Source organism: Comamonas sp. Z3, assembly GCF_008121565.1.
GTDB lineage: Bacteria > Pseudomonadota > Gammaproteobacteria > Burkholderiales > Burkholderiaceae_C > Comamonas > Comamonas brasiliensis.
Genome location: NZ_VOQU01000008.1, coordinates 332504 through 358210, shown reverse-complemented (window position 1 = coordinate 358210; position 25707 = coordinate 332504). Strand labels below are relative to the sequence as shown.

The window sequence follows — 25707 nt, the reverse complement described above, 5'->3', positions numbered from 1 at the left end:
TCTTGCGCCCGCCTACAAACGTTTTCAAGTCAAAAATCCACTGAAAACAATAATTAACAAGCGCTACCAGCTATGGTTATTGATGTAACCCCGATCATCCACAGATAGATATCGCCTCACTCCTGCCATGCTGCTACGCATCCCCAGCCTGCTCACTCCCGATGAAGTACGCCACTGCCGCCAGGCGCTGGAAGCCGCCAGCTGGCAGGACGGCAAGGCCACAGCCGGTCATGTGGCGGCTCAGGTCAAGAGCAATCTGCAGCTGCCGCTGGACAGCAAGACCGGCCAGCAGATCGGCGACCTGATCCTGGACCGGCTGGGCCGCAACCCCCTGTTCATGTCGGCAGCCCTGCCGCTCAAGGTCTTGCCGCCGCGCTTCAATCGCTACGAGGGCGGAGGCACTTATGGCAACCATATCGACAATGCATTCTTCACCATTCCGGGTACCGCCATCAAGGTCAGAACCGATGTCTCCACCACGGTCTTCTTCAGCGATCCCGACGAATACGAAGGCGGCGAGCTGATGGTGGAAGATACCTTCGGCCAGCAAGGCGTGAAACTGGCGGCCGGCGATGCCATCGTCTACCCCGGCACCAGCCTGCACCGCGTCAACCCCGTCACGCGCGGCACGCGCTATGCATCGTTCTTCTGGACGCACAGCCTGGTCAAGTCGGCGGAGCAGCGCCGTCTGCTGTTCGATCTGGACCAGAGCATTCAGCAACTCACCCAGGAGCAGCCCGAACACCCGCGCGTCGCCGCCCTCTCGGGCACTTATCACAATCTGTTGCGCATGTGGTCTGAAAGCTAGCCCCCCGGGGGACGACAGCCTGCGCTGCTGGGCAGGCCTTGCCAGCTGCCCCCCCTGCACCGTGCCTGCTCTGCCGCCCCATCCCCCTCCAACCGGCTTGATTTATGACTGTTGAACGTTTGAATGCCGCAGGCCAGCCCGTCAAACCGCCACTGCCGCAGATTTCCGCGCAGATAGGCTCCCTGGCGGACTACGCCCGGCTGGCGCGCGAGCATATGGAAGCCCACTCCTGGGCGCATATCGAAAGCGGCGCCGATCAGGGGCTGACGCTGGCACATAACAGGCAGGCGTTTGACCGCTTTCGCCTCTGCCCGGAACCGCTGGCCGATCTGTCAGATGCCCATACGCGGCAAAGCCTGCTGGGCCGGAGTCTGGACTGGCCGTTGCTGCTGGCACCTGTAGCCTATCAACAGCTGGCGCATCCCGAAGGCGAACTCGCCACGGCACGCGCGGCCATGGCCATGCGCACCGGCATGGTGGTCAGCACCCTGTCCAGTTACACCCTGGAAGCCATTGCCCAGGCCGCACAAGCCGCAGCCCAGGAGCTGGGGCGCAGCGGCCCGCTCTGGTTTCAGCTCTACCAGCAGGCGGCACGCGAGCACACGCTGCAGCTGATCCGGCGTGCCGAAGACGCCGGTTATCAGGCACTGGTCTGGACGGTGGACGCCCATATCAAACGCTCCAGCTACCCGCTGCCGCCAGGCGTAGAGGCCGTCAATCTGCACGGCATGCCCAGGCAGAGCCAGAGTGGCGATCTGATGAGCGAGCATATTCTGTTCGGCTCCGAGCTGGCCCGAGGCGCCCCCACCTGGGACGACCTGGTCTGGCTGCGCCAGCAAACCCGGCTGCCGCTGATCGTCAAGGGCCTGCTCTCGGCCCGCGCCGCCGCGAAAGCCGTGGAACTGGGGGCCGATGCCATCGTGGTCTCCAACCATGGCGGGCGCGTGCTGGACAGCGCCGTCTCCGCCCTGGAAGTGCTGCCTGCCATACGCGCGGCCACGCCTGCCCATATCCCGCTGCTGATGGATGGCGGCGTGCGTCAGGGAACCGATGTGCTCAAGGCCATCGCCCTGGGCGCCAGTGCCGTGCTGCTGGGACGGCCCCAGATGCATGCCCTGGCAGTGGCCGGCATGCTGGGCGTGGCCCATATGCTGTATTTGCTGCGCGCCGAACTGGAACTGGCCATGGCGCAGACAGGCTGCGCCAGCCTCGATCAGATCGGGCCCGGGCTCTTAACCACTTGCTGAATGTGCGTAATTTGGCGGCATGCATTGCAAATGCGATGGATTCTCATTTATACTCCGCCTATTGCATCAATAGCCAGCAACAACTGCCTGTAGCCATGATCGTCTGTGTATGCCGCCGGGTTTCTGACCGAGAAATAGCACGCCACGCGCATGCGGGGATGAGCTTTGACGAAATCCAGTTTGAATTGGGCGTTGCCACACAATGCGGGCGCTGCGAAGGCTGCGCACGCGATGTCGTCGCCCAGTGCAGTGCCAGTCATCCGATCGCGGCCATCCACAACGAAGCGCAATCCCGCGCGTCGATGCAGACGGTTCAGCTTGCCACCAATATCCTGGAAAGCAAAGCATGGCCCACCTCTCCGTCCTCTCAGCCGTCTTCGGCAGTCTGATCCTCGTGATGGTATGCACCTGGTGGATCCTGCGTGAATGATGCGTTCCTGTCTGCGTGCCCTGTTTCCTGTGCCTGCTATTGCCGGTTGACCAGCGCTTCTCCTTTCTGATTCCAGCCTGCGCTGGTTGCTCTTCTCGCTCTTATGTCCCAGTCTGATCGATTTGCACCTGCCAGCGGCCCAAGCCGCAATATGGCAGTTGCTGGTGCTGTGGTGGTTGCGCATGCTGCTGCCCTGTGGGCCATGCAACATGGTCTGGCACAGCAAAAGCTGCCAGAGGTAGTGATTCCCGCCAGCGTGATTGCCCAGTTTGTGGCACCGCCTGCCGCCGAACCCACCCCGCCGGCTCCGCCTCCGCCCCCCAAGCCTCCTGCACCAGCGCCCAAACCCGTACCCAAGCCACAGCCCAAGCCCGAGATCAAGAAGGCTCCGCTGCCCAAGGCCATCAAGGATCCAACGCCGGCACCGGCCGCGCCTCAGGGCGCCCTGGAGAACAGCGACAGCAAACCGGACAAGACGCCGCCAGCGCCACCCGCGCCCCCGGCTCCTCCAACCCCGCCCGCACCTCAGGCACCACCAGCTCCGCCCAAGATCGAGCAGCCATCGAGCAATGCGGCCTATCTGAACAACCCCGCTCCCGCTTATCCTTCGGTCAGCAAGCGCATGGGTGAACAAGGCAAGGTCCTGCTGCGCGTCTATATCAACGAGCAGGGCCAGCCCGAGAAAATCGAAATCAAGCAGTCCAGCGGCTTTGACCGTCTGGATGAAGCGGCCGTCAATACCGTGCGCCAGTGGAAGTTTGTCCCCGGCAAGCGCAACGGCGTGGCCGAACCCATGTGGCACATCGTGCCCATCAACTTTGTTCTCAAATAAATCTGCAGTTCTCAGGAGTACCCATGGAATCCCAATTCGGCATTGCCCACGTCTGGACACAGGGCGACTTCGTGACCAAAGGCGTGGCCATCATCTTGCTGGTCATGTCGGTGGCCTCTTGGCTGGTCATCGTTCTCAAGGCCCTGGATATCGTGAAATTCAAGAAGTTCGCCACCCAGGCGCAGGACTTCTGGCACAGCCCCGATCTGGCCACCGGCCTGGAAAAGCTCGGTGACGACAAGCAGAACCCCTTCCGCTTCATGGTGCTCGAAGGCCGTGAAGCCTCGGCTCACCACCGCAAGACCAGCGTCCATCTGCATGACACACTGGACATCAGCGACTGGGTGACACGCTGCCTGCGCAACGGCATCAACGAATTCACGGCCCGCCTGCAATCCGGTCTGGCGATTCTGGCTTCCGTGGGCTCCACCGCCCCCTTCATCGGCCTGTTCGGTACCGTCTGGGGCATCTACCACGCACTGGTGGCCATCGGCATGTCGGGTCAGTCCTCCATCGACAAGGTGGCCGGCCCCATCGGCGAAGCGCTGATCATGACCGCACTGGGTCTGGCAGTCGCCATCCCTGCCGTGCTGGGCTACAACGCCCTGGTACGCGGCAACAAGGGCATTCTGAATGCACTGAACAGCTTTGCCCACGACGTGCACGCCTATTTCGTGACCGGTGCCCGCGTTTCCGTGGACGGTCAGATTTCCGGCAATGTGCTGCCCCTGAAGAAAGGCGCCTAAGCCATGTCGTTCGGAACCATGGATGATGGGGACAGCGATGATGTGATGAACGAAATCAACATGACCCCTCTGGTGGACGTCATGTTGGTGCTGCTCATCATCTTCATCATCACCGTGCCCGTGATGAAGCACTCGGTCAACGTGGACCTGCCCCGCGCCACCAACCAGCCCGAGGACACCAAGCCTGCCACCGTGCAGCTGGGCATCACGGCCGACGGCAAGTATTCCTGGAACGGCCAGGACATCAGCGACGAGCAGCTGGAGACCAATCTCCAGGCCGAAGCCGTCAAGGAGCCTCAGCCCGACCTGCACATCCGCGGCGACAAGGACGTGCGCTACGAACGTGTGGCTCAGGCCATGGCCGCCGCCCAGCGCGCTGGCGTCAAGAAAATCGGCTTTGTGACCGACCCCACCCAGTAAGCGCATGCTTATTCAAAAAACGGCCCTCCGGGGCCGTTTTTTATGACTCGAATGACATCGAGCAATGGCATCCGCATCCCGCCCGCCCAGCTCTTGCACACCATCGCAAGGCAGAAATCCCGGGCTGGCGCACGGACGGACAGATTCCGCCAGAAAAATAAACAATGTTTTTTCGCAAATGAGACTACGTATCACTTGCGTTTCAATTGAGAATTGTTATCATTACACCAGTTTTGAACTTAAGGAATCACGGCATGTCTGCACCGCTTGTTGCGACCTCACAGCCCAACAACCGCAGCTCTTCCTCCATGGCTGCTGCAAATCCCTCAGCCGCTGCCGGCTCCAGCCTGGGCCTGGACAGCGCCCTGCTGCTCAACGGCCAGAAGGCCGTCACCATCCTGCACAACGGCACGCCCTATCGTCTGCAGGCCACCAAGCTGGGCAAGCTCATCCTGACCAAATAGACCGTTTCATCGTGGGGCGACACCGCAAGTGTCGATTCGCCAGCCATAGTCGTTGCAGAGCACCTGCCCTCTCTTGTGCCCACACTTCACATAGCCACGCGTTTTTTCCTCATTCGCAACCCGCCAAAACAAAACCCCTGCGCGCATCAAGCGGCAGGGGTTTTGTTTTGGTCTCTGCCACCGCAGTGGCAGAAATCAAGCGCGATTACAGACCCAGGGCCGCAATGCCGGCCTTGGCAACCTGTGCGTCTTCATTGGCCTTCACGCCGGAGACACCCACGGCGCCCAGCACCTGGCCGTCCTTGACGATGGCCACGCCACCTTCGAGCAGACCGTCCACAAAGGGAGCGCTCAGAAAAGCGGTACGACCGTTGTTGATCATGTCTTCGAAAGCCTTGGTGTCCTTGCGGCCCACGGCTGCAGAGCGCGCCTTGGCGGGCGCGATATGGGAAGAAATGGGAGCAGCACCATCCATGCGCTGCAACAGCAGCAGATGGCCGCCGTCGTCCACGATGGAGATCGTCACGGGCCAGTTGTTCTTCAGTGCTTCAGCTTCGGCAGCCGCAGCGATGGCTTTCACATCGGCCAGTTCGAGTTCGTGCTTGGTTTTCATGAGATAAAAAGCTCCGTTGGATTGTCAATGCAGCAAGCATATTCTGTACCTTGCAGGCAAAAGTAGATGCGATGTGAAAAACATTCCATCCTAAAACTGCCGCATTGCAACGGGGTATTGCAAAGGCTTCTCAAGACCCCCACCTAGAATGATAATGTTTCAACCCACAATTCCTGAAGGAGGAATGGCTACATGAACGAACAAGTCACCACACTGGGCTCTGCGGGCTACGGTGTCTCGCAGCAAGAGCGCAACCGTGTCTTGCGCAATACCTACTGGCTGCTGGCACTCAGCCTGATCCCCACCGTGCTGGGCGCTTGGCTGGGCGTAGCCACTGGCATGACTCGCGCGCTGACGGGCGGCGTGGGCCTGATCGTGTTCATGGTCGGCGCCTTCGGCTTCATGTTCGCGATCGAGAAGACCAAGCACAGCGCCGCCGGCGTGCCCGTGCTGCTGGCCTTCACCTTCTTCATGGGCCTGATGCTCTCGCGCCTGATCGGGATGATCCTGGGCTTCTCCAACGGCACCCAGCTGATCATGACGGCATTTGCGGGCACCGCTGGCGTGTTCTTCGTGATGGCCATGCTGGCCACCGTGATCAAGCGCGACCTGTCGGGCATGGGCAAGTTCCTGTTCGTGGGCGCTCTGGTGCTGATGGTGGGTGCCATCATCAACGTCTTCGTGGGCTCCACGGCAGGCATGATGGCCATCTCCATGCTGGCTATCGGCATCTTCTCCGCCTATATGCTGTATGACCTCAAGCAGATCATCGATGGCGGCGAGACCAACTACATCAGCGCCACCCTGGCCCTGTACCTGGACCTGTTCAACGTGTTCCAGAGCCTGCTGGCCCTGCTCGGCATCATGGGCGGCGATCGCGACTAAGCCTCGCTGCTGCTCGGTCAAGAAGGAGTGCCTTGCGCACTCCTTTTTGTTTGCAGTAGTCTGATGCCGGGCACGGCCATCGCCGCAATGGAAATTTCAGCCATGGCCTAAATTCCCGGCTGCCGCTGCCGATAAGCAAACAAGATGAAGCCAAACCACCTTCCCCGCGCACTTGCCATTGCCCTGCTGCCTCTGGTACTGGCAGGCTGCAAGATCGAAGACATTCCGGGCCTGGGCCCTGATCCACGCACCGTGGCGCGCGAATCCGAAGCCAAGGCCATTGGCGGCGCCTGTCGGCATGCCATGCGCGGACTGGAAGACTGCTACGTCCTCAACCCCAAGGCACCCAAGGCGCTGGTGTTTGCGGGCTGGAAGGACATGGATGAATACATGCGCTCCAACAAGATCGAAGGCGTGCCTTCCGTGCTGGGACAGAGTGCCGCCGAAAAGCGCAGTGCTGCAGAGCCCGACAACGGCAGCAGCCGTAACCGCAGCTGAAATCGCTGATGGCAGGCCCGGAGCATGAGCTCCTGGCACTGTCACTGAACATCGATCGGCACTGGCCGTAGCAACACTGCTACGGCTTTTTTCATATCCGGCAACCGCCCTGTCCACGCACTCCCGGATGGCATATTTTCTTTACGTGTATTGAATACAAACAATTCTCATTTATATTCATGAATTATTGATTCCATTCTTAGCTGCACATACACGCATCCCAGCGACGAGTTCTGTTGTGCTCTCAACCATGGGGACAAGACTGCCGTGCCAGATGATGACTTCAACCAACTACGCCTTGAGCATGAGGCCCTCATGCTGACCTACATGGAAGTGCAGACCCGCTGCACGGCACAGATGCAATCGCTGGCTCGCGAAGTGGAGGCGCTCAAGCGGCAGCTGGTGCACATCAGGGCCAAAGTCATTGTCCGTGACAGCGCTCTGGCCTGGGAGCGTGAGCAGCGCCACGCGCTGGCCAAGGCCATGGCACTGAATCTGGTGCAAGCCCCGCTTCAAGTACCCCCAGCATCTCAGACAGCCACGGCAGCCGGCATTGACTGGCCTTTGGTCGAGGCGGCCGACAGCCAGCAGCAGTTGCTGGAGGACAGCCTGCACGCTGCCGATCTGGTGATCTGCCAGACGGGCTGCATCAGTGATGGCGCCTACTGGCGCGTGAAGGATCACTGCAAGCGCACCGGCAAGACCTGCCTGCTGGTGGATCAGCCGAACGCCTTGCGGGTGGTGCGCATTCATCCATCGGGAGAGGACGGAAAAGTCGTGGCAGCCCAAGCCTGCATCGAGGGCGCCTCATGAAAGTCCGCACGACAAACGCCTCGGCTGCCGATTTGCTGTCCGCATGGAAGCGGCACACCCGCACGGCGCTGGCGGCAACGCTGGAGCATCGCCATCTCTCGGCGCAAAAGCACTATCGCCATGCGCAGCAGCTGGGTCTGCAGCTACTCAACGCGGAACCCGGAGACATTGCCGACGATGACCGCGTTGCAGCCTTTGTCGTGGCCCACCTGAATCTGGCGGATGCCTTTGCTGCCGCAGGCCAGCCGGGTTCGTCCTCCGAATGTCTGCATGAAGTGCAGCAGACCCTGATGTCACTGCTGCAGCAGGGCTGTGCCAGCCCTTCCCTGAGTCTGGCGATATACCGTCATCTGCCCCAGCTGCTGGCCGCACGGGCCGGGCACGGTGCAGCAGACCCTCATGCCGCCGCGGGCGTCTGCGCCTCGACATCCGCTTTCCCTCTCACTCACCCCGCCAGCGACAGGCAGTCCTGCCTTGCCAGCTTCGAGTCCGTGCATTCATCACTGCACTGACCTCTCTCTCACTGCCAAGGCATTCAATCATGAGCTATACCCTGCCCCCACTGGCCTACGACTACGCGGCACTGGAGCCGCATATCGATGCGCAAACCATGGAGATCCACTACTGCAGGCACCATCAGACCTACGTCAACAACCTCAATGCGGCACTCGAAGGCAGCGAGTACGCGCAATGGTCGCTGGACGATCTGCTCGCCAAGATCGAATCGCTGCCGCAAGCGCTGCGGCAGGCCGTGCGCAACAACGGCGGCGGCCATGCCAATCACAGCCTGTTCTGGCAAGTCATGTCTCCCGGCGGCGGAGGTCTTCCGCAGAACGCTCTTGCAGCAGCCATTGACAAGGACCTTGGCGGCTTCGAGAACTTCAAGACCGAATTCACCAAGGCTGCCATCAGCCGCTTTGGCAGCGGCTGGGCCTGGCTCAGCGTGGACCGCAGCGGCAAGCTGCATGTGGAAAGCAGCGCCAACCAGGACAACCCTCTGATGCTGGGCATTGGCAGCGGCAACACGCCGATTCTGGGCCTGGACGTCTGGGAGCATGCCTATTACCTGAAATACCAGAACCGCCGCCCCGAATACATCGCCGCCTTCTACAACGTGGTGGACTGGAATGAAGTGGCGCGCCGCTTTGCTGCCGCCACCCAGGCTGTCAGGAGCTGAACCATGGGCCCGGACGGACTGCAGACCGCCTCCTCCAGCCAGACGCCCCTGCCGCTCAGGACCAGGCTCGGGCTGCTGATCTCTGCGGCCGGTGCTCTGGTGCTGGCATCCATGGTCTGGAAGCAGCTGCAGACCAATCCCGCAGCACTGAATGCACTGCTAGGCGGAAGCGTAGCGGCACTGGCGACCGCGCTGGGCGCTTTGCCGGTGCTGCTGACCCAACATCCGTCCGAGCGCACACAGGACACGCTGTTTGGCTTTGGCGCAGGCGTGATGCTGGCTGCCTGCGCCTTTTCATTGATCCTCCCCGGACTGGAAGCCGCCAAGGCAGCGACCTCGCCCGCCAGCAGCGAATGGCTGAGCGGTGCCTTGATCGGCGCAGCCATCTTGCTCGGAGGTGCAGCCCTGCTGGTCATGGATCGCCTGCTGCCGCACGAGCACTTCATCAAAGGCCGTGAAGGCGCCGATGCCAAGCAGCTGCGGCGCACCTGGCTGTTTGTCATTGCCATCACCCTGCACAATCTTCCGGAGGGTCTGGCCATAGGCGTGGGTTATGCCGCCAACGAGGGGCTGCGTGCCAGCTCGCTGACGCTGGGCATTGCCATACAGGATGTGCCCGAGGGTTTTGTCGTCGCGGCCTCTTTGCTGGCAGCCGGCTATACCCGCGGTTTTGCAGTGGTGCTGGGGGCTCTGACAGGGTTGATCGAGCCCCTGGGCGCCGTGATCGGCGCCATCGTGGTCAGCAGCTCCACCATGCTGCTGCCCTGGGGTCTTGGCTTCGCCGCTGGTGCCATGCTGTTTGTCATCAGCCACGAAATCATTCCCGAATCGCATCGCAAAGGCCATGAAGCCTGGGCCACCACAGGACTCATGCTGGGCTTTGTCTTGATGATGATTCTGGACACCACCCTGGGCGGCTGAACTGCGCCATGCCGGCGCAGTTCATGCGCTTGCGCTCTTATGCGCGCTCGAAAACGGCCATGGACTCCACATGCGCCGTATGCGGGAACATATTCACCACACCCGCTGCCACGCAGCGATAGCCCGCCTGATGCACCAGCAAGCCCGCATCACGCGCCAGCGTGGCCGGGTTGCAGCTCACATAGACAATGCGCTTGGGGAACTGCCAGTTTTCCTGCCCCTCGGGCAGCGGCGGCAGAAAATCGGGCTGCTCTTCGGAGGCCACACCAGTCTGCTTGGCGCCGATGCGGATCTGGTGAATATCGGCCAGTGCCTTGGAAAGCGCAAACGCACCTTCACGCGGGGGATCGACCAGCCATTTGTCGGAGTTGCCGTCGGCAATCAGCATGGCAGGTGTCATCTCGAACAGATTGCGCGCCACGAAGCTGGTGGGAGCCAGCTTGTCATCTTCGCTGCGCGTGGCATTGTTGCCAGCGTAGTTTTCGTGCGAGCGCTTGACCAGGGTTTCCGAGCCTTCGATGCCCAGCACCTCGCGGGCCATGGTGGCGATCGGCAGCGTGAAATTGCCCAGGCCGCAGAACCAGTCGATGACGCGCTCGTCTTCTTTCGCATCGAGCAGGCGCAGCGAGCGCGTGACCAGCACGCGGTTGATATGCGGATTGACCTGGGTGAAGTCGGTAGGCTTGAAAGGCATGGTGATGCCGAAGTCCGGCAGACCATAAGACAGCTGTGTGCCGCCTTCCTCCATCAGATGCACGGTATCCGGGCCCTTGGGCTGCAGCCACCATTGCACGTTCTGCGCGGCAGCGAAGTCGCGCAGGCGCTGCTTGTCGGCATCCGACAGAGGCTCCAGATGGCGCAGCACCAGGGCGGTGACATGGTCACCGCAAGCCACTTCGATCTGCGGGCAGGTTTCGCGGGCATCCATGCTGGCGATCAAAGCGCGCATGGGCATGAGCATGGCATCCACATGGGGCGGCAAAATCTTGCAGACCTCCATGTCGGCGATGTAGCGGCTCTTGCGCTCGTGAAAGCCCACCAGCACCTTGCCCTTCTTGGCCACATAGCGCACCGACAGGCGCGAGCGGAAGCGATAGCCCCAGGCCGGTCCTTCGATGGGGCGCAGCAGCGTCTCGGGTTTGACCTTGGCCAGATGCCAGAGGTTGTCCTCCAGCACACGCTGCTTGATCGCGACCTGGGCCGCCACATGCAGATGCTGCATCTTGCAGCCGCCGCAGGCACCGGCGTGCAGGCCGAAATTAGGGCAGCCAGGCGTAACGCGCTGCGAGGATTCGCGATGGATTTCGGTCAGCGTGGCTGCTTCCCAGTTGTTCTTCTTGCGATGGGTGTTGGCGCTGACGATTTCACCGGTCAGGGCGCCGTCGATGAAGACGACCTTGCCATCAGGCTTGCGGGCTACACCCTGGGCATCCATGTCCATGGACAGCACTTCCAGCCAACCCTCGGGCAACGCCGGGGCATCAGATGGGACTTCGGGCAGGTTCTCGGGAATTTTGTTGTCGCGGGATTCACTCATGGTGGCCGATTGTCTCAGGCCACCCCATACCCGAGGGCAGACCACGGCAAAAAACTGCACGGGCTGCGGGATGACGCCCTGGCCCCTGCATCTGCCGCGAGTCAGATAGCAAGCATAAAAAATGCCTCAAACGCTTATTGGAAAAGCGCTGAAAGCTATGTAATCAGAAGCGCTGCTCTTCGCGCAGGCGACGCTCGCGGTTGTTGCGCGCCGCGGCAATCTGGGCACGCTCGGCAATCAGATTGACCTCGGTGGCGCAGTTGTACTCGTCGAGCGAGAAAAACATGCGCGCTCCGGGGGAGAGTTGCGACACCGTCTGGTGCAGGGGCAAGGAGAGATCGACTGGCGCCACATTGGAGCGATAGATCAGCTCGTTATTGGGCGCATAGACAAAATAGCAGGCGGCCGACGCGGCCTGTGCCAAGGCGCAGGCCGACAAAATCAAGGCAGCACGCAAGGCGGATGCAGCGGTCATGAACTCTCCCTTCCCTGACGGGGCTCCATGCCCCCTGTAATGCGGCTATTTTACGAGTACGGACACCGTGAGCGAATCTGCTCGAATTTTCTTCAGCCAAAGAAAATCCGCTTCCAATCCTCCCCGCCGGAGTGCGCTGATCACATGAGCATTGCCCTAAGCAGAAAAGCGGCTGCTCAAAAATTCAAATTTCTGTATTGACAGAAATTTCGAGCGAGACCACACTGCATCTCATGCAACTGAGTCCTATCGCTGAACGCTTTGTGCACCACTGGGGAGACATGGGGAACGCCTGGGGCGTGAATCGCACGGTGGCGCAAATTCATGCACTGCTGTTCTTTCATGGCCGCCCCCTCAATGCCGATGAGATCTGCGAAACCCTGGGCGCGGCCCGCTCCAACGTCAGCAACAGCCTCAAGGAGCTGCTGAACTGGAACCTGATTCGCACCAGCCGCAGGAGCGGCGATCGGCGTGAATATTTCGAGACCTCGGCCGATGTCTGGGAGTTGCTGCGCACCATTGTGCGAGAGCGCAAGCAGCGGGAGTTCGATCCCACCAGCGCGCTGCTGCGCGAGCTGATCGCCAGGCCCGAATTCGAGCAGGAGACAGCCGATACCCAGGACCGCGTGCACGAGACCCTGCGCCTCATGGATTCGCTGGGCATCTGGACCGACGAGATGCTGCGCCTGTCCCCTGCCACGCTGGACAAGATCCTGCGCCTGGGTGCCAGCGTCCAGCGCTTTGTCCGCGGCAGGGACGGCGGCCAGGGCAAGGACAACGACTGAAACCGAGCTGAATTCTGTCAAGGCAGAAAACTGAAAAGGAGTAGCGTATGCGAGTTCTGATCTGCGGCGGCACCGGTTTTCTGGGCCGACATATCGTGAATGCCCTGGCCCTGCTGGGCCACGACCCCGTGGTGCGCAGCCGCCACAGCCAGCCGCCTCTGGATTTCGGCGTCTGCACGACAGCCGAGGCGTGGCTTGAGCATCTGCATGGCATCGACGCCGTCATCAATGCAGTAGGCGCTCTGCGCGACAAGCCCGGCCAGGATCTGCAGACCCTGCACGCCCTGGCACCCATGGCGCTGTTCGATGCCTGTGCGCAGGCCGGCGTGCGCCGCGTGGTTCAGGTCTCGGCACTGGGCGCGGGACTGAGCGGCACCCAGTACGCCACGACCAAGCGCGCTGCCGACGAACACCTGCTGGCGCTGGGCAGGCAGGGCCTGCTCAATCCCGTCGTCGTGCGCCCCAGCATCATCTTCGGTGCGGGGGGCGCCAGCAGCCAGCTGTTCATGAATCTGGCCAGGCTGCCCCTGTTGCTGCTGCCCGAGCTCATGCGCAGCAGCCAGATACAGCCCGTGGCCGTGCGTGATCTGGCCGATGTGCTCGCGCATATGGCGACATCGGATGCCCCCGAAGGCATGGTCGAAATCGGCGGCCCCGAGCCGCTTTCGACCGAGGCCTTCATCGCCAGCCTGCGCAGCCAGATGGGTTATGGCCCGGCATCGGTATACGCGCTGCCCGACTGGATGAGCAAGGGCAGTGCCAGAGTCGGCGACCAGATTACCACCCTGCCCTGGTGCAGCGAAACCATGGCCTTGCTGGAAAACGACAACGTCACCGATCCCCGGACCCTGGCCACGTTGCTGGGGCGTGCGCCCGTGGCTCCGGGTGCCATGCTGGGTACCGTGCCCAGGGAAGGCCGCCGCCATGCCTGATCTGCAGAACAGAAGCCACGCCAGCGAACAGGCAGCCAGATACATGCACGCCAGCCTGGTCGTCGTCTGGCTGGGCACGGCCCTCGTCAGCGCACTGGACTATTTCGGACTCTCGGGACTCAGGCACGAAGGTGCACGCCTGCTGGCCGAAGGCGGCATCGTCGATGCGCGCTGGCAGGCACTGCTGATCTGGTCCGGGCTGCTGGCCGATTTGGCGCTGGGCCTGGCCTTGCTGCTGCGCCCGGGGCGGGCCAGCTATCTGACAGCCCTGTTGCTGATGACGGCCATGACCGTGATCGGCACGGCGCTTCAACCCGCGCTGTGGCTGCATCCGCTCGGGCCGCTGCTCAAGAACCTGCCCATCGCCGCCATGTTGTGGTTTTTGCTGCAGGCACACAACTCTTCCCACAGGCTTGAATCATGAATACCTATCTGCTGCTCAAGACGCTGCACATCCTCTCCAGCGTGCTGCTGGTCGGCACCGGCCTGGGTTCGGCCTTCTATATGTTCTTTGCCAACCGCAGTGGTTCGGTCGCGGCCCAGGCCGTGGTCAGCCGCCTGGTGGTTCGGGCCGACTGGTGGTTCACCACTCCCTGCGTCTTTATCCAGCCCATCACGGGCATTGCCATGGCCTATCTCGCAGGCTGGCCGCTGACCACGCCCTGGCTCGCGCTTTCGCTGGGCTTGTATGCGCTGGCCGGCATTTGCTGGCTTCCCGTGGTCTGGCTGCAGATCCGCATGGCGGCGATGGCGACTCAGGCCCATAGCCAGAGCCAGGCCCTGCCGCCGCTTTTCCGGCAGTATCAGTTGCGCTGGGAGGCCCTGGGCTACCCCGCCTTTGTAGCCATGGCCGGCACCTATTATTTGATGGTGAACAAGCCAGTGCTCTGGGGCTGAGGTACTTGTCACGGGCTGATCGCCCACATCCTGCCCAAGCAGGGCAGCCCGCAACCCATCGCAGCCATCGGACTGCCCTGAATTCGCCAGCTACCGGAACACGCCAATCGCTTCCACGAGATTCTTCACCTGCCATTGCATGCTGCTGGAGGCCTGCGCGCCCTGAGTCACCAGTTGCGCGTTCTGCTGCGTCAGATAGTCCATGTCCGCCACCGACTTGCCGACCTGGGTGATCTCCTCGCTCTGCTCGCGCGTGGCCTTGCTGATCTCGGCAATGAAGTCCGCAACGCTGCGGGCCTGGGAAACGATATCGCCGATGTTGCGCCCCGCATCGTTCACGACGAGAGAGCCGGCTTCGATATTGGCGGTGCTGGCCTGAATGAGTGTCTTGATCTCCTTGGCTGCATCTGCGCTGCGCTGAGCCAGTGCCCGTACCTCGCCGGCAACCACCGCAAAGCCCCTGCCGTGCTCGCCCGCACGAGCTGCCTCCACGGCTGCATTCAGGGCCAGCAAATTGGTTTGAAACGCAATGCTGTCAATCACGCCGACGATGTCGGCAATGCGGCGGGAGTTGGCGGTAATGGAGTCCATGGTGGCGACGATCTGATCCATGGACTGCCCCCCGCGCAGGGCCGCTGCACTGGCTTCGCTGGCAAGCACTCCGGCTTTTTGCGCCGTATCAGCGCTGGACTGAACCCGGGCCGTGATCTGCTCCATGGATGCCGAGGTTTGCGCCACATTCACCGCCAGTTGCTCCGTCTGCCCGTGCAGATAGCTGTTGCCCTGCTCGATTTCATTGCAGGCCTGCTGGACATTCAGGGCCTGCTGATTCACATCGTCCACCAGCCAGCGAAACATGAGACCGATCTGGTTGACCGTACGCAGCGTGGTGCCGATTTCATCCGTGCGCTGCAGATATTCCGTCTGCCGGTTGTTGCCGGTTGCCACGTTCAGCGACTGACGCTTGAGCAGCTCCAGCGGCGTGGCGAACTGGCTCTCGAGCAATAGCGTCATGACCATCAGGGCGACCGTCATGAAGGCCGCCATCGACAGAAACTGCATCTGGCTTTGGCCCAGCAGCCAGGCACCGAGCACCAGGGCGCCCCACAAAGCCAGCGAGTTCAGCCGGATACGCCGGCGCACCCCCATGTGCCGCCAGATCGAAAGCACCTTCCCCAGCCCCTTCCTGGAGACGATGCCCTTGTGCAGCTCGGGGGCGGCAGCGCCCTTGTCATGCATGGTTTCATACAGCTTTTGTGCCGCCTCGACCTCTTTGCGCTCGGGCTGCGTGCGCACCGACATATAGCCCTTGGCCTTGTCATTGCGGATGATGGGAATGGCATTGGCCCGAACCCAGTAGTGGTCCCCGTTCTTGCGCCGGTTCTTGACCAGTGCGCTCCAGGGCTCGCCGCTTTTGAGCGTGGCCCACATGTCGGCAAAAGCGGCCGGAGGCATGTCCGGGTGGCGCACCAGATTGTGCGTCTGGCCAAGAACCTCTTGCGGCTCGAAGCCGCTGACCTCCATGAATGCCTGATTGGCATATTTGATGTAGCTCTCCGTGTCCGTGGTGGACATCAGAGTGGCATTTTCATCAAAGCTGTACTCACGCTGTGTCACTGGTGCATTGACTCGCATAGATGCCGCTTTCTGGTCATTGATCGAGAAAGACTGCACAGCCTTGTGCCGCAGTCTGCGCTGCAGCAGCCACCTCTGTGTGTATCAATTATTTACATGTTTTTTGCGCCCCATCCATTCCTGAAAAATCAGTTGTTGCTAGCCCGCATCAACGCAGACACAGAGCCCTGATCCCTTCATTCAAACGCGCTCCTCTCCTACAAAGGCAGCCGCGCATCATCCTTGATCTCCTCCATCACCGCATAGGTTCTGGTCTCGCGCACACCCGGAAGCTGCCATAGCACCCGGCCCGCAAAGTCGCGGTAGGCGGCCATATCGGCCATGCGGGTCTTGAGCAGATAGTCAAAGCCGCCTGCCACCATATGGCATTCCATGATGGCGGGATAGGCCAGCACGGCGGCCTTGAACTCATCAAACACATGGGGAGTGGTGCGATCCAGCAGCACCTCGACAAACACCGTCATGCCCACGCCCAGCTTCTGCGGATTCAGACGCGCCTCGTAGCCCAGGATGTAGGCGTCGCGCGTGAGCCGGGCCACGCGAGCCTGTACGGCCGTGGGTGAAAGCGCCACCTGTTCAGCCAGGCGCAGATTGGAGATACGCCCGTCGGTTTGCAGAATTGCCAGTATTTTTCGATCAATCCTGTCGATATCCACTTCTGAAGCGTCATTCATTGGTGAATTCCTCTTTCTAATTCACTCAATATAGTGATTCATTCTTCAGCAAACCAGCAATGATTTTCCCTATGTAGACAGCCGCGTCCGCGCCGCTTGCAATGCAGCTGTGAACATGGTGAAGGCCGCGCACCCGCTCGCGTCCAGGCTCTTTGACACCTGCACCGACATGCCGACCTTCACTGTGCTGCCTGACAGCAAACGCCCTGCCGACGCACTGCGCCAGGCCATTACCGCCGCTACCCGCATGGCCGAGACCGATGCCGTGGCCCGGCTGCTGCCCGCCGCCACCCTGCCCCCAGCACAGGCAGCCCAGGTTGCCGTTCATGCGCAAAGGCTGGTCGAGCAGTTGCGTGCCCAGCCTGCCAGCGCGGGACGCCAGGGACTGGTGCAAGGCTTGCTGCAGGAGTTCTCTCTGTCCTCGCAGGAAGGCGTGGCGCTGATGTGTCTTGCCGAGGCCTTGCTGCGCATACCCGATGCCGCCACGCGCGACGCACTGATCCGCGACAAGCTGCGCGGCGGCGACTGGCAGGCGCATCTGGGCAAAAGCCCTTCGCTCTTTGTCAATGCCGCCGCCTGGGGGCTGGTGGTCACTGGCAAGCTGGTCGATACGCATAGCGAACCGGGCCTGCTCGCGGCGCTCAAGCGTGTCACGACCAGAGGGGGCGAGCCGCTGGTGCGCAAGGCCGTGGATATGGCCATGCGCCTGATGGGCGAGCAGTTTGTGATGGGCGAGACCATTGCCCAGGCTCTGGAGCGCGCGCGAGAGTTGCAGGCCCGAGGCTTTCGCCATTCCTACGACATGCTGGGGGAGGCGGCTCTCACAGCCCAGGACGCGCAGCGCTATCTGCAATCCTATGTGGATGCGATTCATGCCATTGGCAAGGCCGCTGGCGGCATGGGCCTCTATGAAGGACCGGGTATTTCCATCAAGCTCAGCGCCCTGCATCCACGCTATAGCCGCGCCCAATGGCAGCGCGTGATGAGCGAGTTGCTGCCGCGCGTGCTGCAGTTGTGCGAGCTGGCGCGCAGCTACGGCATAGGTCTCAATATCGACGCCGAAGAAGCCGATCGGCTGGAGCTGTCGCTGGACCTGCTGGAGCAACTGGCCCATGGCCCCAGCCTGGCGGGCTGGAACGGCCTGGGCTTTGTGATTCAGGCCTATCAGAAACGCTGTCCCTATGTGATCGACTATCTGATCGATCTGGCCCGGCGCAGCAGACGGCGCCTGATGGTACGTCTGGTCAAGGGCGCTTACTGGGACAGCGAGATCAAGCGTGCCCAGATAGACGGCCTGCGCGACTATCCCGTCTATACCCGCAAACATCACACCGATGTGGCTTACATCGCCTGCGCGCGCAAGCTGCTGGCCGCGCCCGATGCCATCTACCCGCAATTCGCCACCCACAATGCTCAGACGGTAGCAAGCATCGAATCACTCGCCAGCGCCCTTCCCTACAGCGTAGGCAGCTATGAATTTCAATGTCTGCATGGCATGGGCGAGCCTCTCTACCGTCATGTGGTCGAAGCCGAGGACAAGGCCGCGCGCCGCCCCTGCCGCATCTATGCACCTGTGGGCACGCACGAGACGCTGCTGGCCTATCTGGTGCGCCGCTTGCTGGAGAATGGCGCCAACAGCTCGTTCGTGCACCGCATTGCCAACCCCGACTGGCCGGTCTCCGACCTGATAGCAGCCCCCGCAGATCAGGTGCTGGCCCAAAGCCAGTTCGATGCTCAGGCTGCGCAGGATGCGGCGCAAGACATAGGCCTGCCCCATCCTCGCATAGGACTGCCGCGCGACCTGCTGGGTGCGCAGCGCATCAACTCGACAGGCCTGGATCTGAGCGATGACGGTGTGCTGGGCGCCTTGTCTCAGGCGCTTGTGCAAACCCGGCAGGCACTCCGGCCCCAGGACGGCCATACCGCCGATGCCGTCGGCACCGTCATCACCAACCCGGCCAATCATCAGGAGCTGCTGGGCCATGTCAGCGATGCCACGCCCGCGCAGATTCAACAGGCACTGCAGACAGCCGTGCAGGCCCAGCCCTCATGGGGGGCAAGCCCGGCCGAACAACGCGCCTGCCTGCTGGAGAGCGCCGCCGACAGCTTCGAGACCCAGATGCTGCCGCTGATGACCCTGCTGATGCGCGAAGCTGGCAAGACCGCCGCCAATGCCGTAGCCGAGGTGCGCGAGGCCACCGATTTTCTGCGCTATTACGCGGCCCAGATTCGGCGACAGGCAGCTGCGGATCTGCTCGCCCCCGGCATTGGCCCGGTAGTCTGCATCAGCCCCTGGAATTTTCCGCTGGCCATCTTCACCGGGCAGGTCGCCGCCGCCCTTTCAGCCGGCAACGCAGTACTTGCCAAGCCCGCCGAGCAGACCCCGCTGATCGCCCAGGAAGCCGTGCGCCTGCTGCATCAGGCCGGCATCGGGCCTGGTGTGCTGCAACTGCTGCCCGGCCGGGGCGAAACCGTGGGGGCAGCGCTGGTGGCCGATGCGCGTGTGGCAGGCGTGCTGTTCACGGGCTCCACCGAGGTTGCGCGGCTGCTGAATCTGCAGACCGCCGCCAGGCTGCGGCCCGACGGCCAGCCCGTGGTGCTGGTGGCCGAAACCGGCGGCCAGAACGCCATGCTGGTGGACTCATCCGCACTGGTCGAGCAAGCCGTGCAGGACATTGCTGCATCCGCCTTCGACAGCGCCGGCCAGCGCTGCTCGGCTCTGCGCCTGCTGTGCGTGCAAAGCGACTGCGCCGACCGGCTGCTGGCCATGCTGCGCGGCGCCATGCAGGAGCTGCATTGCGGCGACCCGGCCGAGCTGGCCACCGATGTGGGCCCCGTGATCGATGCCGATGCCAAGGCAGCCATCGAGCGGCACATCGCCAGGCTGGGAGCTCTGGGCCTGCGCATCCATCAATCGCCGCTGAGCCCGGAAACTGCCGTACAAGGGCATTTTGTGGCCCCCACGCTGATCGAGCTGCCCGATCTGCAGCCGCTCGAGCGCGAAGTCTTCGGCCCCGTACTCCATGTGCTGCGGTATCAAAGGCGTGAGCTGCCGCAGCTGCTGGAGCACATCAACGCCCTGGGCTATGGCCTGACCATGGGCTTGCACACGCGCATCGACGAGACCGTGCAGCAGGTCGCCCAGGCAGCACATGTAGGCAATCTGTATGTGAATCGCAATATGGTGGGAGCCGTGGTCGGTGTTCAGCCCTTTGGCGGCGAAGGGCTGTCGGGCACCGGCCCCAAGGCCGGCGGGCCGCTGTATCTGCCGCGCCTGCAGCAGGCACCCAGCTCGCCGCTACAGCTGCTGAACCTGCTGCTGCACCAGTGCGGCGAGGCTCAGCTCACTGCCGCCCCCGCCACCTCTGCTGCCGCAGTCGCCTTGCAGCAGCTGGGTCACTGGGCCAGGCAGCATGGTGAGGCCATCGTCAGCCGTCATTGCGAGGGCCTGCAATCGGCCCTGCCCGATCTGCATGCCGCACGCCTGCTGCCAGGCCCCACCGGCGAGCGCAATCTCTACCAACTGCTTGGCAAGCCGCGCACCCTGTGTCTGGCGCAGGACAGGACCATGCTGCTGCTGCAACTGGCCGCCGCACTGGCCTGCGGCTCACAAGCCCTGTGGCCAGCCAGCCCGCTCGGCACCGCCGTGCACCACAAGCTGCCTGAGGCACTGCGCCACCATGTGCGGCTGTTGCCTGACAAGCTGAGCATCGAGGAAATTGCGCAGACCGAGGCCATGGACGCTGCGCTGCTGGAATGCAACGACGCAGGCTTTCTGCAATGGTCGCAGGCATTGGCAGGACGGCCCGGCCCGCTGGTTCTGCCCACGCGCTGCCAAGCAGGCCAGCCCGTGCGACTGGAGCGGCTCTGGCACGAGCGTGCGCTGTCGCACAACACGGCGGCCGCCGGCGGCAACGCCGCCTTGATGACCCTGGAGTAAGGCCTGGGCACTGCGCGACAGCGCATTGCCCGCCAAAAAGAAACCCCCCGGCGCAGGCAGCTGCGCGGGGGTTGTGTGGAAAAGGTTTGAGGATTACAGCTTGGCGATGGACACCTCGGTGGACTTGACCAGGGCCACGACCTCGGAGCCCACGGCCAGACCCAGATCATTGACCGAACGCGTGGTGATCACGGAAGTGACGATGCCCCAAGGCGTCTCCACATCCACTTCCGAAACCACATCACCGCGGATGATTTCCTTGACCTTGCCCTTGAACTGATTGCGCACGTTGATGGCTTGAATGGACATGCAAAATTCTCCTGAGAACTCGTGAAGGTTATGACAACAGTGTTTGCTGCACTGCATGAAAACAATTCTGAAACCTTCTCCACAAAACTCAAAAGAATAAAAACAAAAATTTTTATACCGAAAACATCTTATGCAGATCATCAGCTCGCGAGTCTGCGCAATCGCAGCGGTTCAAAAAGACCTTCACCAGGATTTGACTGGAGCAAAGAGGCAGGGCCTAAAAACAGCATCAGGCCCTGCTGGGGCCAGTGGTATGGCCCAGTCCCGTCGCAGTCCAGAACCACGCGCATGGCTGAGCCGCGCCAGGCACCCGCAACAGACCCGAGGATGTGCAAGCATGTTCAGGCCTTGCCAAGTCCCTCAAGTCTGGGAGCGGCAGGCTTGGGGCGGCGATCCAGGCCAAGCAGCCCGCAGCACTGTGACAGCCAGCGCTCGGGCCTTTGCCGATGGAATTCGCCTCGGACTTCAACCTTCTGCAGACTGCAGTGCAGCGCGTACCACCTCAGGCTTCAGCGTGGGCACAAAGCTCTCGATAAAAGCATAGGCATAGCCTCGCAACCAGGCATCGCGGCGCAGGGCCAGCCGTGTGAGATTGACTTCGAACAGATGGCGCGCATCGATGGCGCGCAGATGGCGGTCACGCTCGGCATCGAAAGCGATGGAGGCGATGATGCCCACGCCCATGCCCAGCTCCGCATAGGTCTTGATCACGTCGGCATCCATGGCGGTCAGCACCACTTCGGGCACCAGTGCAGCGGCAGCAAACGCCTTGTCGATATGGGCGCGCCCGGTGTAGCCCTGTTCGTAGGTGATGATGGGGTGGCGCGCCAGATCCTCCAGCGTCAGCGGTCCGGAGGCATCGAGCAGTGCATGGCCAGGCGGCACGACCACACTGTGGGACCAGCGATAGCAAGGCAGGGTCACCAGATTCTCGTAACTGCCCAGCGCCTCGGTGGCCACGCCGATATCGGCCTCACCCGAGAGCAGCATCTCGGCCACCTGGCGCGGCGAGCCCTGATGCAGATGCAAAGAAACCTGGGGGTAGAGCCTGCGGAAATCACGCACCACCTGGGGCAAGGCATAGCGTGCCTGAGAGTGCGTGGCGGCAATCGACAGGCCTCCGCGCTCGCTGGCATGGAAGTCCTCGCCCGCGCGGCGCAGATTGTCGGCCTCGAGCAGCATGCGTTCGACAATGGGCAGCAAGGCCGTGCCGGGTGGCGTCAGCCCCGTCAGGCGCTTTCCTGCACGCACGAATATATCGATGCCCAACTCCTCCTCGAGCTCACGAATCTGCCGGCTCACACCAGGCTGCGAGGTGTGGAGCATGGCCGCCACTTCGGTCAGATTGAAGCCACGCCTTGCCGTTTCCCGGACCGAACGCAGTTGCTGAAAATTCATATCTTGATGGCAGGCGGCACAGCTTGCGGCTGCGCCCGCCGCCTGTTTCTCTTTGTTTTCGTTGGAAGCTCAAATCGCCCAGCGCAGGCCCGTAGCCGGCACGCCAGGCCAATCCTGCAATCCGGCGTCCTGTTCTGGCTCGGGCTTTTGCAGCACGCGGTCCAGAATGCGTGTCTCCAGCGCGGCAAAGCGGGCATCTCCGTGTACACGCGGACGTGGCAAGTCGATGCGCTCGTCAAGCGCAATGCGTCCGTCCTCGATCAGCACCACGCGATCGGCAAGAGCCACGGCCTCCTGTACATCGTGAGTGACCAGCAAGGCCGTGAAGCCATGGCTGCGCCACAGACCTTCGATGAGGCGGTGCATCTCAATGCGCGTGAGCGCATCGAGAGCACCCAGCGGCTCATCGAGCAGCAGCAGCCGTGGCTGGTGCACCAGGGCGCGCGCCAGGGCCACACGCTGGCGCTGGCCGCCCGACAGCCTTGCCGGCCATTCGTTTTCACGGTCGGCCAATCCCACCTGCGCCAGCACCTTGCGGCCCTGCTCGCGCGCTGAATCGGGCAGACCCAGAATCACGTTGTCCAGCACCCGCTTCCAGGGCAACAAACGCGCATCCTGAAACATGATGCGCGTATCCCCGCTCTGCTGGCCCTCGCCCCCATCGATCAGCAACTGCCCGGCGCTGGCCTTCTCCAGCCCCGCGACAAGGCGCAGCAAGGTGGATTTTCCGCAGCCGCTGCGCCCCACGATGGCGATGAACTCACCGGGCCGGACATCGAGCTGCACCTGCTTGAGCACTTCACGCTCGCCATAGCGCTTGGTCAGCTGCAGGGTCTGCAAATGCACACCCTGGGCCACTTTCTGCGGCACATCCGGCTGCTTGCTGCTGCCCTGCTGATCTGCTTCCTCATCCTTGGTCCGCTGCCACAGCTTCCCACTCGCCTGCAAGGCCTCGGCCTCGTCCCAGGAGGCCTCCCAGGCCACCAGCGGCTGACGCGCATTCAGCGCACCTGCACCCACCAGCGACTGCGTCAAACGACTCCACAAACTACTCATCGCAAGCTCCTATCATTCTTGAAACCGACACGCACCAACCCAGAGACGCCTAGCAAGGGCCTAGGCGGCCCCGCCGCCCCGCAGCGAAGGCGTCGTCCCCCTCCGGGGGAGGCCGCGAAGCGGCTCAGGGGGCTCCATAGCTCGGATGCCAGCGCAGCCACCAGCGCTCCAGGGAACGGGCAAACACATCGGCCAGCTTGCCCAGAATCGCGTAGAGCAGAATGCCCACCAGCACCACATCGGTCTGCAGAAATTCGCGTGCATTCATGGTCAGGTAGCCGATGCCGGCCTGCGCCGAAATCGTCTCGGCCACGATCAGAATCACCCACATCAGTCCCAGCGAAAAGCGCAGGCCCACGAGGATGGAGGACAGAGCCCCCGGCAACACGATGTCGCGGTACAGCTGCCAGCGTGTGAGGCCGTAGCTGCGCCCCATCTCGATCAGACCCGGGTCCACATTGCGGATGCCGTGGAAGGTGTTGAGATAGATGGGGAAGAACACTGAAATGCTGATCAGGAACAGCTTGGCCGACTCGTCGATGCCGAACCACAGAATGACCAGCGGAATCAGCGCCAGCGCAGGGATGTTGCGCACCATCTGGATCGTGGAATCAAGCAGCGTCTCGGCCCAGCGCAGCGAACCCGTGAGCAGGCCCAGCAGCAGGCCCAGGCTGCCGCCTATGGCCAGCCCTGCCAGCGCGCGCCCGGCACTGACCTTGACATGCGTCCAGAGCTCGCCCGACTCGGCCAGCGTCCAGGCCGCGCGCAGCACATCCAGCGGTGCGGGCAGCACCCGCGTGGACAGCCAGCCCCAGGCCGATGCAGCCTGCCAGAGCGCGATCAGCGCGACCGGCAGCAGCCAGGGCAACAGCCGCAAGGCGAACTGGCGTGCCAGCAGCTCCAGGCGCGGCACCGGCGGGCGTGCAGGCTGGACCGCAGCCTGCAACGTCAGCGTTTGAACATCACTCATGCTCTCTCCTTCAGCTTTGCGATACCCGGATCTGCTCGCGCTCTGCAGCAGCGGCTCCCGAAGCAGCGGCTCCCGAAGCAGCGGCTCGCGGCGAGTACAGGTTGGCCACGGTCTCGCCAAACGGACCGCCGGGGTTGCCGCCGCCGAGCTTTTGCTGCACGTTGACGGGCAGCAGCGGGAAGACCAGCTCGGCGAAGCGATAGGCTTCCTCGAGATGCGGGTAGCCCGAGAGCACAAAAGTGTCTATGCCCAGATCGGCATATTCCTTGATGCGATCGGCCACGGTCTGGGCACTGCCCACCAGAGCCGTCCCTGCACCGCCACGCACCAGACCCACACCGGCCCAGAGATTGGGGCTGATTTCCAGATCCTTGCGGCTGCGCTTGGTACCGCCCGCGTGCAGCTGGGCCATGCGGCGCTGGCCTTCGGAGTCCATGCGCGCAAACGCGGCCTGGGCCTGGATCACGGTCTCGTCCTGCAGACGGCTGATCAGTCGCTCGGCATCGGCCCAGGCCTCTTCATCGGTCTCGCGCACGATCACATGCAGACGAATGCCGAACTTGACCTGGCGGCCATGGCGCTCGGCCTTCTCGCGCACATCGGCAATCTTTTTGGCGACTTCGGCTGGCGGCTCGCCCCAGGTCAGATAGGCATCGACCTGCTCTGCCGCCAGCTCATGGGCAGCGGGCGAAGAGCCACCGAAATAAACAGGCGGATAAGGCTTTTGCAGCGGCGGAAACAGCAGCTTGGCGCCCTTGACCTGCAGATGCCGGCCTTCGAAATCCAGCGACTGACCCTCATGGCTGCGCGCCAGAATTTCGCGCCAGATCTCGATGAACTCGGCCGATTGCTCGTAGCGCGTCGCATGGTCGAGAAACACGCCATCGCCCTCCAGCTCGGCCTGATCGCCGCCTGTGACCAGGTTGATCAGCAGACGTCCACCCGAGAGGCGGTCAAAGCTGGCCGCCATGCGCGCAGCCAGGCTGGGCTGATGCAGTCCAGGACGCACGGCCACCAGGAACTTGAGGCGCTTGGTGACGGGCAGCAGGCTGGACGCCACTACCCAGGGGTCTTCGCAGGAGCGGCCCGTGGGAATCAGCACGCCTTCGTAACCCAGGCTGTCGGCCGCCACGGCCACCTGCTTGACATAGTCATGGCTCAGCTGGCGTGCGCCTTCACTGCTGCCCAGGTAGCGGGCATCACCATGGGTGGGAATGAACCAGAACACTTGCATGACGAAATCTC

28 protein-coding genes are annotated in these 25707 nt (G+C 62.5%); 18 read left to right on the top strand and 10 right to left on the bottom strand.

Features of this window, described 5'->3' with window-relative positions; genetic code table 11:
• The first annotated feature begins 127 nt into the window (after positions 1-127).
• The 7 genes from FSY59_RS23380 (at position 128) to hemP (ending at position 4947) form a co-directional block, all read left to right on the top strand.
• Positions 128-808: a Fe2+-dependent dioxygenase gene (locus FSY59_RS23380; protein WP_019044007.1), complete on the top strand. Its 681-nt coding sequence runs from the start codon at positions 128-130 to the stop codon at positions 806-808.
• Between the two features lie 119 nt (positions 809-927).
• A complete protein-coding gene (locus FSY59_RS23375; RefSeq protein ID WP_050871622.1) occupies positions 928-2055 on the top strand; it encodes an alpha-hydroxy acid oxidase in 1128 nt (375 codons plus the stop codon).
• A 95-nt stretch (positions 2056-2150) separates the two neighbouring features.
• On the top strand, positions 2151-2444 hold the full coding sequence (locus tag FSY59_RS23370) for a bacterioferritin-associated ferredoxin (RefSeq protein ID WP_029158775.1): 294 nt from the start codon (positions 2151-2153) through the stop codon (positions 2442-2444).
• 144 nt (positions 2445-2588) lie between these two features.
• On the top strand, positions 2589-3317 hold the full coding sequence (locus FSY59_RS23365) for an energy transducer TonB (protein ID WP_148729774.1): 729 nt from the start codon (positions 2589-2591) through the stop codon (positions 3315-3317).
• Between the two features lie 23 nt (positions 3318-3340).
• Positions 3341-4063 carry a MotA/TolQ/ExbB proton channel family protein gene (locus FSY59_RS23360; protein WP_003053540.1) on the top strand — a complete coding sequence of 241 codons (723 nt, stop codon included), beginning with the start codon at positions 3341-3343 and terminating at the stop codon, positions 4061-4063.
• Between the two features lie 3 nt (positions 4064-4066).
• Positions 4067-4483 carry a biopolymer transporter ExbD gene (locus FSY59_RS23355; RefSeq protein ID WP_003053538.1) on the top strand — a complete coding sequence of 139 codons (417 nt, stop codon included), beginning with the start codon at positions 4067-4069 and terminating at the stop codon, positions 4481-4483.
• A gap of 254 nt (positions 4484-4737) precedes the next feature.
• The gene (gene hemP / locus FSY59_RS23350; protein ID WP_003053537.1) at positions 4738-4947 is read left to right on the top strand and encodes a hemin uptake protein HemP; all 210 of its coding nucleotides are present in this window, start codon (positions 4738-4740) and stop codon (positions 4945-4947) included.
• Between the two features lie 205 nt (positions 4948-5152).
• Here the strand turns inward: hemP and FSY59_RS23345 are convergent, their stop codons facing one another.
• Entirely contained in the window at positions 5153-5560 is a 408-nt protein-coding gene (locus FSY59_RS23345) for a heme-binding protein (protein WP_003053536.1), read from the bottom strand.
• A gap of 192 nt (positions 5561-5752) precedes the next feature.
• Here FSY59_RS23345 and FSY59_RS23340 point away from each other — a divergent pair, with 192 nt between their 5' ends.
• The 6 genes from FSY59_RS23340 (at position 5753) to FSY59_RS23315 (ending at position 9854) form a co-directional block, all read left to right on the top strand.
• Positions 5753-6445 carry a Bax inhibitor-1/YccA family protein gene (locus tag FSY59_RS23340; protein ID WP_003053535.1) on the top strand — a complete coding sequence of 231 codons (693 nt, stop codon included), beginning with the start codon at positions 5753-5755 and terminating at the stop codon, positions 6443-6445.
• Between the two features lie 144 nt (positions 6446-6589).
• Positions 6590-6943, top strand: a complete 354-nt coding sequence (locus FSY59_RS23335; RefSeq protein ID WP_148729773.1) for a hypothetical protein — start codon at positions 6590-6592, stop codon at positions 6941-6943.
• Positions 6944-7258: 315 nt separating this feature from the next.
• Complete coding sequence (locus FSY59_RS23330; RefSeq protein ID WP_148729772.1) at positions 7259-7756, top strand: DUF2325 domain-containing protein; 498 nt, start codon at positions 7259-7261, stop codon at positions 7754-7756.
• A complete protein-coding gene (locus tag FSY59_RS23325; RefSeq protein WP_148729771.1) occupies positions 7753-8268 on the top strand; it encodes a hypothetical protein in 516 nt (171 codons plus the stop codon). The genes FSY59_RS23330 and FSY59_RS23325 overlap by 4 nt, the downstream gene beginning before the upstream one ends.
• Positions 8269-8297: 29 nt before the next feature.
• Complete coding sequence (locus tag FSY59_RS23320) at positions 8298-8933, top strand: superoxide dismutase (RefSeq protein WP_148729770.1); 636 nt, start codon at positions 8298-8300, stop codon at positions 8931-8933.
• 3 nt (positions 8934-8936) lie between these two features.
• The gene (locus FSY59_RS23315; RefSeq protein WP_019043999.1) at positions 8937-9854 is read left to right on the top strand and encodes a ZIP family metal transporter; all 918 of its coding nucleotides are present in this window, start codon (positions 8937-8939) and stop codon (positions 9852-9854) included.
• Positions 9855-9891: 37 nt separating this feature from the next.
• Here the strand turns inward: FSY59_RS23315 and rlmD are convergent, their stop codons facing one another.
• Both rlmD and FSY59_RS23305 read right to left on the bottom strand, forming a co-directional pair.
• The gene (rlmD, locus tag FSY59_RS23310; protein ID WP_148729769.1) at positions 9892-11391 is read right to left on the bottom strand and encodes a 23S rRNA (uracil(1939)-C(5))-methyltransferase RlmD; all 1500 of its coding nucleotides are present in this window, start codon (positions 11389-11391) and stop codon (positions 9892-9894) included.
• 163 nt (positions 11392-11554) lie between these two features.
• Positions 11555-11866, bottom strand: a complete 312-nt coding sequence (locus tag FSY59_RS23305) for a hypothetical protein (protein ID WP_003053526.1) — start codon at positions 11864-11866, stop codon at positions 11555-11557.
• 233 nt (positions 11867-12099) lie between these two features.
• Between FSY59_RS23305 and FSY59_RS23300 the strand changes: the two genes are divergently transcribed.
• The 4 genes from FSY59_RS23300 to FSY59_RS23285 are packed head-to-tail and all read left to right on the top strand — an operon-like array spanning position 12100 to position 14480.
• Positions 12100-12651, top strand: coding sequence for a GbsR/MarR family transcriptional regulator (locus tag FSY59_RS23300; RefSeq protein WP_003053524.1), 552 nt, complete (start codon positions 12100-12102; stop codon positions 12649-12651).
• Positions 12652-12698: 47 nt separating this feature from the next.
• On the top strand, positions 12699-13583 hold the full coding sequence (locus tag FSY59_RS23295; protein ID WP_148729768.1) for an NAD-dependent epimerase/dehydratase family protein: 885 nt from the start codon (positions 12699-12701) through the stop codon (positions 13581-13583).
• Positions 13576-14007 carry a DoxX-like family protein gene (locus FSY59_RS23290; RefSeq protein ID WP_019043995.1) on the top strand — a complete coding sequence of 144 codons (432 nt, stop codon included), beginning with the start codon at positions 13576-13578 and terminating at the stop codon, positions 14005-14007. Before FSY59_RS23295 ends, FSY59_RS23290 begins: the two co-directional genes overlap by 8 nt.
• Positions 14004-14480 (top strand): DUF2269 domain-containing protein, encoded by a 477-nt coding sequence (locus FSY59_RS23285; protein WP_003053521.1) that lies wholly within the window; start codon positions 14004-14006, stop codon positions 14478-14480. Before FSY59_RS23290 ends, FSY59_RS23285 begins: the two co-directional genes overlap by 4 nt.
• Before the next feature lie 90 nt (positions 14481-14570).
• Here the strand turns inward: FSY59_RS23285 and FSY59_RS23280 are convergent, their stop codons facing one another.
• Both FSY59_RS23280 and FSY59_RS23275 read right to left on the bottom strand, forming a co-directional pair.
• Positions 14571-16115 carry a PAS domain-containing methyl-accepting chemotaxis protein gene (locus FSY59_RS23280; RefSeq protein ID WP_148729767.1) on the bottom strand — a complete coding sequence of 515 codons (1545 nt, stop codon included), beginning with the start codon at positions 16113-16115 and terminating at the stop codon, positions 14571-14573.
• A gap of 197 nt (positions 16116-16312) precedes the next feature.
• Positions 16313-16789 carry an Lrp/AsnC ligand binding domain-containing protein gene (locus FSY59_RS23275; protein WP_003053519.1) on the bottom strand — a complete coding sequence of 159 codons (477 nt, stop codon included), beginning with the start codon at positions 16787-16789 and terminating at the stop codon, positions 16313-16315.
• A gap of 115 nt (positions 16790-16904) precedes the next feature.
• Between FSY59_RS23275 and putA the strand changes: the two genes are divergently transcribed.
• Complete coding sequence (gene putA, locus FSY59_RS23270; RefSeq protein ID WP_148729766.1) at positions 16905-20729, top strand: trifunctional transcriptional regulator/proline dehydrogenase/L-glutamate gamma-semialdehyde dehydrogenase; 3825 nt, start codon at positions 16905-16907, stop codon at positions 20727-20729.
• A 93-nt stretch (positions 20730-20822) separates the two neighbouring features.
• Here the strand turns inward: putA and FSY59_RS23265 are convergent, their stop codons facing one another.
• From FSY59_RS23265 to ssuD, 5 genes are all read right to left on the bottom strand, one after another.
• Positions 20823-21038, bottom strand: coding sequence for a molybdopterin-binding protein (locus FSY59_RS23265; RefSeq protein WP_003053517.1), 216 nt, complete (start codon positions 21036-21038; stop codon positions 20823-20825).
• A 465-nt stretch (positions 21039-21503) separates the two neighbouring features.
• On the bottom strand, positions 21504-22436 hold the full coding sequence (locus tag FSY59_RS23260) for a CysB family HTH-type transcriptional regulator (RefSeq protein WP_003053515.1): 933 nt from the start codon (positions 22434-22436) through the stop codon (positions 21504-21506).
• 69 nt (positions 22437-22505) lie between these two features.
• On the bottom strand, positions 22506-23492 hold the full coding sequence (locus tag FSY59_RS23255; RefSeq protein ID WP_148729765.1) for an ATP-binding cassette domain-containing protein: 987 nt from the start codon (positions 23490-23492) through the stop codon (positions 22506-22508).
• Positions 23493-23616: 124 nt separating this feature from the next.
• Positions 23617-24462, bottom strand: a complete 846-nt coding sequence (ssuC, locus tag FSY59_RS23250) for an aliphatic sulfonate ABC transporter permease SsuC (protein WP_019043991.1) — start codon at positions 24460-24462, stop codon at positions 23617-23619.
• A 10-nt stretch (positions 24463-24472) separates the two neighbouring features.
• Positions 24473-25696 carry an FMNH2-dependent alkanesulfonate monooxygenase gene (gene ssuD / locus FSY59_RS23245; protein WP_043373906.1) on the bottom strand — a complete coding sequence of 408 codons (1224 nt, stop codon included), beginning with the start codon at positions 25694-25696 and terminating at the stop codon, positions 24473-24475.
• Between the last annotated feature and the right edge of the window lie 11 nt (positions 25697-25707).